Here is a 13,452-nt window from a genome sequence, read left to right as displayed (position 1 = left end):
TGTTTTTTCTTTCTTCTTTGACATTACCTCTTTATCGGAAATACGTAAAGAAAATAGTAGTGCTATGAGCAAAAATATTGCTGACCCAATTAATGCTGCTTGATATGGTAAAAAATCGGATTGAACGTTATTACCTCCAAAACCAGCTAGTATACTAGCTAAAACCGCTACTCCTATTGCTGAACCTAGTCGATTTTGCACATTGAATATAGTAGTCGCTCTCCCCATAGAAGGCGGCGTGATATTGTTAAAGGCAGAAAATTGAACCGCACCGACAGATTGACCTAAGAAAATACCGATACCAAACAATAATGCCCGGATTTGCCACGGATTCGTATCGTGATTTACAAAACTCAATAAAACAAATATAACCGCCGTACATATTAATCCAATAGAAATTACCTTTCGAGCTCCTAATTTCTTATATGACCATGGTACAATTTGTGAAGAAATCATTAATCCAATCGCCTCTGGAAATGTCGTAAGTCCTGATTCCAGTGCAGAAACTCCTATCACATTTTGATACATAAGAGGAAAAACAAATAACATTCCTAATAAACCAGCTGATGAAAATAATGATATAATGCTCATCTTTCTAAAGACTGGTTCTTTTAATAAGCGTAAATCTAACATCGGTTGCTTTACTTTCAGTTCTACAATTATAAACAATGTAATGAATACACCCCCAGCTATCCCAGTACTCATAATTTCTGGAGAAATCCACCCTTTTGATGGTCCCTGGCTGAGTGCATATATGAGCATCGCAAATCCTGGTGCTGATAAAATAAAGCCGAGCGAATCAAAGCGACCAGCTGATTTTTCAACATGTTCTGCTAAAAATAGAAGTCCAAATAGCAATGCAACGATTCCAAACGGTAGATTAATATAAAATGCCCAACGCCAAGACATTTGATCTACAAAGAAACCACCGATGATAGGACCAATTGCTGGTGCTACAGCAATTGGAAGTATAATAAACCGGGAAATCTTCGGTCTTTCCTCTGGTGAAAATGTTCGAAATAACATCGCCATTCCAACCGGTGTTAAAAGCCCTCCGCCAGCACCTTGAATAATACGGAAAATATTCAATGAAGTAATATCGTTAGCCATTCCGCATAAAGCAGATGCAATTGTAAATACGAAAAGAGCAATTAAAAATACTCTTTTCGTACCAAAACGATCTCCTAACCAACCAGAAATCGGAAGGAAAACAGCTAAACTAACTAAATATCCAACATTCACCGTCCCCATTGCAGATGGAGGTACTTGTAGTTCTCTACTTATCGTTTGCAGTGCTACATTTACAATCGTTGCGTCCATCGCAGCCATAAACATCGCAGTTATATAAACGATACTTACAACTACTTTTGGATTTAGTTTTTCTTCCATTATCGTTTTCCTACTAATGTTTTTTCGCGAACTTGATTACCTTGTGGATTCAAATCTTTCCAGTTATATTCAACATATTCTAAGCAACTCTGCCTACTAGCTTCTTCATATACGACATTCCAGCCAATAGGTACATCGAGAAAAGCAGGCCAGAGAGAATACTGGCCCTCCTCATTTATTAATACTTTATATGTGTAATTATCATTTTCAAATGGATTCGTCATACTCTACTTACCCCTTTCTTATTCTGCAAATATTTCGCTAATACTTGTCCAATTTCCGTAATTGGACCTGGCTGACATAGATCTTTATGTCTACAATCAATATCGTGCTGCACAATTTGCCCATCTAAATAATTTAGCCACGTATTTGGAGAAATAGGATCAAACCAGTCTGGTATAACAGTAGATCTAAAGAATAAGATATCTCCGTTATAAACTTTCGGTACATATTTCCCTAACAACCCTACTGAATTTACATATGTTTCTTTCAAGTTCAATATAGTCTCTTCTTCAAGACTTGCTAATGCACTTCCATCTTTACGAAGGATTTCAACTGCACTTTCCATTGTAAGTGGTTTACCATCCATGTTATCTGGGTCATATCCGCCTAAAGCAAGTAATGCGATTAACGCTTCCTCTTCAGTAGGCGCTTCCGTATTCGGTAAGAAGTGTCCAGGATAAGAATCAAGCATAACGAGTAATTCTACTTCTTCCCCTTCATTTTGTAATTGCGCTGCCATTGCATGCACAACATTTCCTCCAAGCGACCAACCTAATAAACGATATGGTCCATGAGGCTGTACTTCACGAACGTGTTTCAAGTAATCCGCCGCCATCTCCTCTAAACTTTTTGGAAGTTCTTCATTTTTAGCGATACCACGTGCTTGTACACCATAGATTGGATAATCTGTTCCTAAAGATTTCATAAGTCCTGCATAGCACCAACTTAATCCACCTGCTGGATGTACACAAAATAGTGGTAATTGATCCCCGCTTGCTCGTAATGAAAGCAACACATCAAGTGCACTTTGACCATTCCCCATCTCAAGTCTTTCAGCTAACCCTGCAACAGTCGGTGCTGCAAATAAAGTGCCAATATTTAGTTCCACTCCAAGCGCCTCTTTCATGCGGCTCATAAGCTGCACTGCAAGGAGTGAATGGCCACCAAGATCAAAGAATCCGTCATCAATTCCAATTTGAGGTACACTTAGCACTTCTGTAAACAAGTCACATAACATTTCTTCTTGCGGTGTTCTTGGACCACGACTAGAAGATGATGCGATAAATTCTGGAGCTGGCAATGCCTTTCTATCTAATTTACCGTTTGGAGTTAAAGGTAACTCATTTACTACTACAAAAGCGTATGGAACCATATAATCTGGTAAACTACCACTAGCAAACTGACGTATTTCATTCGTATCAATCGCTTCATTATTTGATGCAACGATATAAGAAACTAACCGTTTATCCCCTGGTTGATCTTCCCGTACAATAACGACTACTTGCTCAACTTTAGGGTGCTTCATTATGACTGCTTCTATTTCTCCTAATTCAATTCGGAATCCACGAATTTTTATTTGATGATCTGCACGTCCTATATAATCTAGCGTCCCATCTTTACGCCAGCGAGCTAAGTCTCCTGTACGATACATTCTTGTACCTGGCTTTCCAAATGGATCTGCGATAAAGCGTTCAGCCGTTAATCCTGCTCTTCCTAAATATCCACGCGCAAGCCCTGCACCTGCAACATACATTTCTCCAACTACTCCAGGTGGCACTGGTTGTAAATAGTTGTCTAATACATACACTTTAAGGTCAGGTATACTGCACCCAATTAAACTATTTGCTCGTAAAGAGACGATAGTTTCATCTAATTCAATATAACTAACATGTACTGTCGTCTCCGTAATACCGTACATATTAATAAGCTTTGGTGCGTTATGAGGATGTCGACTATACCAATCTTCTAAGCGACTTAGCTCAAGTGCTTCTCCTCCAAAAACAACATATCGTAAAGATAATTTTTGGCCAATCTCTTCATTTTCACGATCTGCTTGCATCAATTGATAGAACGCTGATGGAGTTTGGTTTAAAACCGTAACCTTTTCTTTAACAAGAAGCTGTAAAAATTCTTTCGGTGAGCGACTTACAGTATGTGGCACTACAACTAAACGCCCTCCGTATAATAAAGGTCCCCAAATTTCCCAAACCGAGAAATCAAAAGCGTATGAATGGAACATCGTCCAAACATCGTTTCCGTCAAACTGGAACCAATGATCAGTTGCTCCTAAAAGTCTTACTACATTTTGATGAGGTATCATAACGCCTTTCGGTCTACCCGTTGAGCCTGACGTATAAATAACGTAAGCAATATGTGATGGAGATAATGGCTTAATACGTTCCACTTCATCAATATTTTCTTCACTATATTTCTCAACTTCTGCTATTACTTTTACATCATCAACTAAAACTTTTAGTGCCTCATCACATTCAATTTCCACTTCTGAATTCGTTAAAACACATGTTGGTTTCGCATCGTGTAGCATAAATGAAATACGGTCTGCTGGGTAATCTGGATCTAACGGAAGGTATCCAGCACCAGCTTTAAGAACAGCTAATAAGCTTACAACCATGTTTAATGATCTTGGCATCGCTAAAGCAACGAGTTGATCAGGACCAATCCCTTTTGCTATTAGGAATCGAGCTATTTTATTTGCTTTTCTATTTAACTCTTCATAAGTTAATTTCTTATCTTCAAAGACAACAGCAATAGAATTTGGATTTATATGAACCTGCTTTTCAAACAATTGTGGCAATGTCATTTCTGGTGCAATTTGAAAACCACCATTCCACTTTTCTAACACTGTATTTTTCTCTGCTACAGTTAATATTTCTAATCTGCCAATTGATTGATCCGGATTTGTAGCTGCATCATCTAATAACAAAATGAATCGTTCTATTAGTTTTTGAACCGTTTCACGTTTATATAAATCGGTACTAAACTCTAGTAATCCATGTAAACCGTTCGGAGTACCATCAACCCCGTTACTCTCACTAATTTCAAATGTTAAATCAAATTTTGCAGAACCGACGCTTTGAATTTCAAGGCTCGCTTCTATATCCGGGGCATCAAAGATTGCTTCTGGCGTATTTTGGAAAGCTAACATAACTTGAAACAACGGGTGGCTGTTTCGAGTACGTACTGGATTTAACACTTCAACAAGCCTTTCAAATGGAACATCTTGATTTTCATAAGCTGCAAGATTTACCTGCTTCACTCTATTTAATAATTCTTTAAAACTTGGATCTCCTGATGTATTTGTACGTAACACTAATGTATTTACAAATAAACCAACAATATCTGAAAGTACATCATCATTTCTTCCAGCAATCGGACTTCCAATTGGTATATCAGTGCCTGCACCTAATCTTGTAAATAGTGCACTAAGCCCTGCTTGCAATACCATAAACAAACTAACTCCATTTTTACGTGCAAGCTCTACTAACCTACTATGCATACCTTCATCTATATGAAAATGAATTGTTTCCCCGCGGTAACTCGTCTCAATTGGACGCTGGAAATCTGTAGGTAACTCCATTTGGTCTGGTAAACCTTTAAGTTCTTCTTTCCAAAAATCTAATTGTGTTGAAATAAGACTCTCTGGTGTCGTTTCATCACCTAGCAATTGCTGTTGCCAAAGTGCATAATCCGCGTATTGAACTGGTAGTGTCTCCAGCTGAACTCTGTCACCTTGACATCGCGCTTTATACGCCGCTGTAAAATCTCTCGTTAACGGCTGTAATGACCAGCCATCACCTACAATATGATGTAATAAAATTAATAATACATGTTCGTTTTCACTCACTGTAAAAAGTTGTAAACGAACTGCCGGCTCAAAATCGAGGTTAAAGCTATATCTTACCGCCTCTGAAAGTACACTTTCTAATTCATCTTTACATGTATTAGTTATAACCATTTCTAGATTTAAGTTTTCCATATCTAAAATTCTCTGATAGGAACTACCTAATACGTTAGGGAAAATTGTTCTAAGTGTTTCATGTTTCTCAACTACATCATAAAAAGCACCTTGTAATGCTTCCCGATTCAATATTCCATTCATACGAATGACTAGCGGAATATTATAAGTAGGACTTGGACCTTCTAAACAATTTAAGAACCATAACCTGCGCTGTGCAAATGAAAGTGGAACTTCATTTGGCCTACTTGCTTTCTGAATAGCTGGTCTTGCGCTTTTTGCATGGTTTAATTGTTTCGCCAGTTCGGCAACAGTTGGTGATTCAAATAGTTTCCCAATTCCTAATTCCACACTTAACGTTTCACGAATTCTTGCCATTAAACGAGATGCAAGAAGTGAATGTCCACCCATTTCAAAGAAATTATCATCAATGCTAATTCGAGAAACACCAAGTACTTCTGCAAATAAATCACATAATATTTCTTCTTTCGGATTTCTAGCAACCCTCTCATTGTCCATTCTATTAAAATCAGGAGCAGGTAATTTCTTTCTATCCACCTTACCATTTGGCGTTAATGGTAATTCTTCTAGCACAACAAATGCTGATGGTATCATATAATTCGCTAAACTTTCTGAAACATAAGAACGAATTTCTGAAAGATTAATCGGTTCCTTTTCTTCTGCAACGATATACGCAATGATGCGTTTATCATTTGGACGATCTTCTCGTACTATTACTACCGCTTGTTGAATATTTTCATGTCGTTGTAATACCGTTTCAATTTCAGCTAATTCAATTCGGAATCCACGAATTTTAATTTGATGATCTGCGCGACTAATGTACTCTAACGCACCATCACTACGCCATTTCACAAGATCTCCTGTACGGTACATGCGCTTCCCTGATTCTCCATAAGGATTTGCAATAAACCGTTCAGCTGTTAACTCAGGTTTTCCTAAATATCCGCTTGCAAGTCCCTCCCCTGCAATATATAATTCCCCAATAACTCCAGGTGGAACTGGTTGTAACCCTGCATCCAATACATACACTTCTGTATTGCAAATTGGCTTTCCAATAGGAGGTATACCCTTTTCACCTTCATCAATGTTCATGAAAGTAGACCAAATCGTCGTTTCAGTTGGTCCATATAAATTAGTTATTGAGCAACCTAATTCTTTTAATTTATTTGCTAAATGCTCTGGAAGAGCTTCACCACCAACTAGTATATTTAGCCCTTGTAGCTTCTCTGGATAATCAGTTACTAACGCCTGCCAAAGCGTCGGTGTAGCCTGCATAATGGTCACTCTTCCTTCTTGTAAAAGTGTCGTTAATGCTGATGGCTCTTGTATGTCTTCTTTTTGCGCAATTGTTAAACTTGCACCACTAATAAGAGGTAAATAAATTTCTAGAGCAGAAATATCAAACGCAAACGTTGTAACTGCTAATAAATGATCATTTTCATTTAATGAAAACTTTTGTTGCATAGCCATTAAAAAGTTACTTAAACCTCTCATAGGAACAATTACACCTTTTGGGTTTCCTGTTGAGCCTGAAGTATATATTGTATAGGCTGGGTTTAAAAGTGATACATCATTCTTACATGCTATATTCATACGAGAATATGTATGTAACGCTAGTTTCGTTTCTTCTTCATCTAATACAATTTTTTTCATATCATTTTCTATAACTAACTTAGATGAAACAGATGAATGTGTTATGATACAAACTGGTTTTGCATCATTTACTATATAATTAATTCTTTCTGCTGGGTATTCTGGATCTATTGGTAAATACGCTGCACCAGCCTTTAAAACTGCTAGCATACTAACTACCATTTCTATTGATCTAGGGAATACTAAAGCTACAAACTGGTTTGGTCGTATTCCTTCTTCTACTAAATAATGTGCTAGTTCATTCGCTCGTGCATTTAGCTCTTTATACGTAAGGTTTACACCGTCACAAGTAATGGCTAGTTTATTGGGATTTTTTTGCACTTGTTTTTCAAATGATATAGGCAGACTGAGTAACTCATCGTCTTCCTTCGTTTCATTCCATTCCAATAAAACTTTATGATTTTCTTCAGGCAGAGTAATGTTTATTTTTCCAATCGACTCGTTTTTCTCATAATTATTTACTACTAATTCAAATAGACTCATAAATCTTTCTTTATGCAATGCTAGCTCCGCGCCATTATATACTTCAGGATTTGCATCAAAATGAATCATTAGCTTATTTTGATCAAAACGTTTATATACATTTATTGATAAATCATCGACAGGTCCTGCTGATAAATTATGCGTAATACCACGATTTCCAGCAAAATTTAGCCCGTAATCAAAAGGCATAACATTCACTAACGGTCCAAACAACCTTTGATTTTCACCTAGTAACTTTAAGTCTCTTCTTAACTCCTCATGACGGTATTTATAATGGCGACGTACATCTCGGATTTCTTTAGAAACTTGCTGCAATAATTCCGCAAGAGTTATATTTGGAGTTACTGTAATACGAAGTGGCACTAAATTCATTACCATACTTGGTGTATGAATAGATACCGAACCTAGACGTCCCATCATCGGTAAACCTAAAACAATATCATTTGCACCTGTTAACTTATGCATATAAATACTTGTTACAGCGACAATGAATTCCGGCCAACTTGTTAACGAAATATTGATATCTTCTAATAAAGTTTTCGTGCTAGAACTAGATAAATAAGCTGTTTCTCGTGAAAATCCATTTGATGTTCTCGGTGCCCGCTCTGCCAAGCTTACAACTTCTGGTTCATCCGCAAATTTTTCTAACCAAAAAGTACGATCTTCCTGAAATTTTTTAGAATCACGATACTCAATATCTTCTTGCACAACTTTTGTAAGAGAACCAAACGGCTTTTCATTCTTGTTTGTTTCTTCTATAAGTGATGTATACTCATTCGCCACTTTTTGGCTAAGAAGTGAAAATCCATAGCCATCCATCACAATGTGATGGATGCGCTGATACCAAAAGAAACGATTATTTTCAACTTGAATAAGTGCTTCAGTAAATAATGTATCTTTTTTCAAATCGACTGGCATAGATAAATCATTTTTCATCCATACTTTAGCAGCTTCTTCAGGATTTTCTTCTTTACGAACGTCAATAAAATGCATATGAAACTGTGATTCTTCAATAACTTGCCATGGGCCAATTTCATCCTCCTCGAAGCGAACATGAAGTGCTTCTGCTTCTATTACAACTTTACGTACAGCTAATTCAAAAATTTCTTGATGAATATTTCCGTTTATTTCTACATATTCCCCAGTATTGTAAATTGGATTAAGCGGATCTAATTGTTGCGCAAACCACATACCAGACTGCGCAGATGATAACGAATGACGAATCTTTTGACTGTTAGGCATTCTTTACTACCCCTTTATTATGTAGTCTATTTGTTACAGCACCTGTGCTGTTTGTGAAGATAGTAAACTGTACCAACCTGCAACAGTTGGACGTTCTGCTAAATGTGCAAAAGTGATTTCTTTCCCTTCACGACGCCACTTCTCTACTAAACTCATAATTCTGACCGAATCAAGCCCTCTATTTAATAAGTCCTCATCAATATCAATACTCTCTACTGGCTCACGAAGTAGTTGTGCAACTAGTTCATGCACTTCCTGTATAGTGATTCCTTCACTCTCATCATCTTTTACACTTTGTAAATCGTTTAACAGTAGGTTTGTTGATGTCGTTACTGCACATCTATTAGATGCATACTCCAATGCTTGTTTATGATGCTCTAGTGAAAAATCAGCAACTGCATCTGCTACAAAGAACGGCTCTATACCATCCATAAATGCTTCACAAGCTGTTAAAAGACAGCCAATATGCGCATAAATACCGCAAATAATGAGTTGATCTTTTCCTTGTTCATTTAAAATTTCTAATAGATTTGTCTTTTTAAATGCACTATATCTCCATTTTGTGAGGAATATATCATCCTCATCAGGAGTAAGTTCATCAACAATTTTCTTTTTATCTGGTCCAGCAGGTATACCGTCACCCCAAAAGTCTTGTAATAAACCTCGTTGTTCTAACGTTTGCCCACCAGGTTGTGCTGTATAAACAACTGGTATACCAAGTTCCTTACATTTTTCTCTTATCATTTTAATATTTGAAATAAGTTCTACTTTTGGTGATTCTTTATCGCTATATGCATCAAGAAAATATTCTTGCATGTCATGAATTAAAAGTACTGCACGTTTCGGATCTGGTGTCCAATTCACTTTATTTTTTGGTAGTTCTGATTCAATTGGCATTTTATATACTGAAATAGATGGGATAGCCATCTAATCACTTCCTTCCGGTTTTTATTATTGTTTTACTGTAATAAGTTTTTCAGCAATGACTTTACGTAGTTCTTTTTTGCTGACTTTTCCGACTCCTGTTTGCGGGAATGCTTCAATAAATTCAATTCGATCTGGAATTTTATAAGCCGCTATACCACGTTCTCTTAAAAACATTTTTAATTCACTTACTGCTGGAACTTGTCCGCGAGCTATAACAAAAGCACAGGTGCGTTCACCTAAATAATCGTCAGGCATAGATACAATTGCTACGTCATGGACCGAATCGTGTGCTAATAGATGATTTTCAACTTCTTCCGCAGCAACTTTCTCACCACCGCGGTTAATTTGATCTTTATCTCTTCCTTCTACAATGATGTATCCTTGTTCATTTACTTTTACAAGATCACCTGTGCGATAAAATCCATCCTTTGTAAATGATCGTGCATTATGCTCTTCGGCTTTATAGTAACCACGAATTGTATATGGACCTCTTGTTAATAAACTACCTACTTCGCCAGGTTGTACATCGTTGTCATTTTCATCAACAACTCGTACTTCATCGAGTGCAGACATTGGTCTACCTTGTGTATAAATAATAAATTCTTCCGGATCATCTAATCTTGTATAGTTCACTAATCCTTCCGCCATACCGAACACTTGCTGTAACGTACATCCAAATGTAGGACGTATACGTTTTGCAACCTCAGCGCTAAACTTAGCACCACCTACTTGAATAACCTCTAGGCTTGATAAATCGGCATTACGAGAAGATGCAGCATCAAGCCAAATCATTGCTAATGGCGGAACGAGCGCTGTAATTGTAACTTTTTCTTTTTCGATAAGAGCAAAGGCCTCATCTGGACTACCACCAGTTGCCAATACCACTTTTCCACCCGCATAGAAAGTTCCAAATGTCCCTGGAGAACTCATTGGGTAATTGTGTGCTACTGGAAGAACTGCCATATAGACGCTTTCTGCATTCAAATTACAAATTTCAGCGCTAACACGTAAACTATAAATATAGTCATCATGTGTTCTAGGAATTAATTTAGAAAGACCTGTTGTGCCTCCTGATAATTGGAGAAATGCAACATCACTTGGCTGAACTTCTGGTAATGAGACGGGATCCATATACAGATCATTTATGTTCACAAACTCTTCTTCTTCTCCCACTACAATTACATGTTGTAAAGTTGGCACTTTCTCTTTCACTTCTCTTGCTAATTTTCGATAATCAAAACCGAGAGCCTTATCTGAAATAACGTAAGCGCTCGCCTCGCCAAACTCACAAAAATAACTAATTTCACTGCTTCGATGTGAAGGTAGTGCAAAGACAGGAAGCGCTCCAATTCGAAATAGTGCAAAGCATATTTCGAAAAACTCGATAATGTTAGGTAACTGGATTACAACTCTGTCCTCTTTCTTTATTCCTAAATTCAGTAAACCTGCTGCTAAACGATCTACCTTTTTATTAAGTTCACTATATGTTATATGCTTCTTACCACTTACAACCGCGATTCGATCTCCATATTTCTCAGCCCGCTCTCTTAACACTCCTCCAAATGTTTCACCAAGCCAACATCCTGCTTCTCGGTAACGATCGGCAAATTCTTTTGGCCATTCTGTATAACCTACTAGCATTCTTTCTTCCCCCTATTTTTCATTAAGTGAACTATCTCTTAACCCTAAAGCTTTTAGCATTGTTTGGAACTTAGCTGATGTTTCTGCTAACTCATCTTCTGGTTTTGACTCAGCAACAACTCCAGCTCCTGCATATAAACGAAGTGTATTTTCTTGTACTTCAGCACAACGAATTGTAACAATCCATTCTCCATCTCCATTTAAATCGCTCCATCCTAGCATTCCTGTAAAGAACTCGCGGTCAAATGGCTCAATATGCTGTATAGCTTCTCTTGCTTTTTCCATCGGAGTTCCGCAAACTGCTGGCGTAGGATGAAGGGCAATTGCTAATTGTAAAGAAGAAGTATTTGGATCCTTAAGTTCACCTTTCACTTCTGTAGACAAATGCCACATCGCTTCACTATGAATAACTGATGGCTTTTCTGGAACATGTAATGTATGACAATACGGACGAAGTGCAGCGGCAACCGCTTCAACTACTACCGCATGTTCATGTAAATCTTTTGGCGAAGAAAGTAATTCCTCTGCTCTTCTTTTATCTTCTACTGGGTCCTCACTACGTGGCCTTGAACCAGCTAACGGGTTAGAAATAACTTGCATACCATTACGTGAAACAAGTAATTCAGGGCTTGCTCCAATTAGCGTCTTACTGTTCTCTTTTTCATCTTTCGGTAAATTTACAGCAAATGTATAACCATGCTTATTATGCTCTGCTAATTCTCGCAGAAGTTTTTGCTTATCAATCTTTTCGGAAGATTTAACATCTAACGATCTGGATAGAACGATTTTCTTTAAATCACCGTCCTGTATTTTTTCAATTCCTTGCTTCACACCATTCATATAAACTTCAGGGTCTGGCACTGGTGTCATTTCAAATGTTACATTCTCATTTGTTTCAAGCTGATTTGTTGTATCCAATTGTAAACGCTCAGAAATTCTGCTATATTCTGGTACGATGAGTTGGACTTCTTTTCTACGATCAAATGGCAAAGCACCCACAACGATAGGATTTGGATTTCCAGCTTGTTTCGCATTACTTAATGTCGCTTGCACAAGCTCTGGGAAACTTTCAATTTCACGATGCTTTACTGTAGTAAACTCTCCTTCTGCTAATATCGTTCGAGTTGGTGAAGCGAAAAAGAATGAAGATTCAGTCTTATAATCTTCTAAAAGTTTTTCTGACAATTCCTTTACAGCTATATGTTCATTCATAATATAATAACCTCCTGAATTTTTATTAAACTCCTAACGTAGCACCGCCATCAACACATAAATTGTGCATTGTAATATGACTTGCTCTATCTGAGGCTAAAAATAACACTGCTTCAGCAACTTCTGAAGGTTGTGCAATTTTTTGTAATGGAATTCCGAGTCTATATGTATTTTGAGAACCAGCAATTATATTTTTAGCTCCATTCTCATCAGCCCATAGTAATCTTTGCATCTCAGTTTCAGTAGAGCCTGGAGAAACTAAGTTGCAGCGTATATTGTATGCCGCAAGCTCTAGTCCTAAACATTTCATAAACATCGTCGTTGCGGCCTTTGACGCAGCATACGCAGCCATCTCCATTCTTGGCGTATTTGCCGCATTTGAACCGACTGTAACAATTGCCCCCGATTTTCTTAACATCATATTTTTACTTACCGCTCGGGACATATTGAAAACCCCTGTAGTATTTACAGAGAATGTTTTAGTCCAATCTTCATCACTTAACGAATGAATTGGTCCCATACGTAAAACCCCTGCAACATTTATTAAAATATCTATTGGCGCTATTTCATTTGCAATATGATTTACCATGTCTTCAACAGCGGCGCTATCACTCACATCTAAACGAAACGTTTTCATACGTGTATTGTTTAATTCATTTTGATTTAAGAGTACATTTAACCCCTCTTCATTTTGATCAACCGCAATAACTGTGGCTCCTCTTTCTAAAAACATTTTGGCAACGCCACTGCCTATGCCTTGTGCTGCACCTGTTACTAAAACTGTTTTCCCATCAAATTCCCCTAAGTTCATTTTCTCTATCCTTTCACATAAACATTAATTTCATTAAGTAACACCGATGATATTGATTTTCATTATCAGTTGTGTTGTAAAAAATAATACACTT

The 13,452-nt window shown here is 37.3% G+C and carries 7 protein-coding genes; all 7 read right to left on the bottom strand.

Features of this window, described 5'->3' with window-relative positions; translation table 11 throughout:
- Nucleotides 1–1,389: MDR family MFS transporter (locus tag ACQGS6_RS15045; RefSeq protein WP_426965274.1), on the bottom strand; the 1,389-nt coding region annotated here is incomplete at its 3' end.
- Nucleotides 1,389–1,613, bottom strand: coding sequence for an MbtH family protein (locus ACQGS6_RS15040; protein WP_000184059.1), 225 nt, complete (start codon nucleotides 1,611–1,613; stop codon nucleotides 1,389–1,391). The genes ACQGS6_RS15040 and ACQGS6_RS15045, both read right to left, overlap by 1 nt.
- Complete coding sequence (locus ACQGS6_RS15035) at nucleotides 1,610–8,767, bottom strand: amino acid adenylation domain-containing protein (protein ID WP_426965273.1); 7,158 nt, start codon at nucleotides 8,765–8,767, stop codon at nucleotides 1,610–1,612. Before ACQGS6_RS15035 ends, ACQGS6_RS15040 begins: the two co-directional genes overlap by 4 nt.
- Nucleotides 8,768–8,800: 33 nt before the next feature.
- Nucleotides 8,801–9,694, bottom strand: coding sequence for an isochorismatase family protein (locus tag ACQGS6_RS15030; RefSeq protein WP_001007253.1), 894 nt, complete (start codon nucleotides 9,692–9,694; stop codon nucleotides 8,801–8,803).
- Nucleotides 9,695–9,718: 24 nt separating this feature from the next.
- Nucleotides 9,719–11,335, bottom strand: a complete 1,617-nt coding sequence (locus tag ACQGS6_RS15025; RefSeq protein WP_000960119.1) for a (2,3-dihydroxybenzoyl)adenylate synthase — start codon at nucleotides 11,333–11,335, stop codon at nucleotides 9,719–9,721.
- 12 nt (nucleotides 11,336–11,347) lie between these two features.
- Nucleotides 11,348–12,547 carry an isochorismate synthase DhbC gene (dhbC, locus tag ACQGS6_RS15020; RefSeq protein ID WP_001002075.1) on the bottom strand — a complete coding sequence of 400 codons (1,200 nt, stop codon included), beginning with the start codon at nucleotides 12,545–12,547 and terminating at the stop codon, nucleotides 11,348–11,350.
- 25 nt (nucleotides 12,548–12,572) lie between these two features.
- The gene (gene dhbA / locus ACQGS6_RS15015; protein WP_426965272.1) at nucleotides 12,573–13,358 is read right to left on the bottom strand and encodes a 2,3-dihydro-2,3-dihydroxybenzoate dehydrogenase; all 786 of its coding nucleotides are present in this window, start codon (nucleotides 13,356–13,358) and stop codon (nucleotides 12,573–12,575) included.
- Between the last annotated feature and the right edge of the window lie 94 nt (nucleotides 13,359–13,452).

This window comes from Bacillus sp. GMs2/2 (assembly GCF_050172095.1).
Classification (GTDB): Bacteria; Bacillota; Bacilli; order Bacillales; family Bacillaceae_G; genus Bacillus_A; species Bacillus_A cereus.
This window is presented reverse-complemented; position numbering and strand designations above follow the sequence as displayed.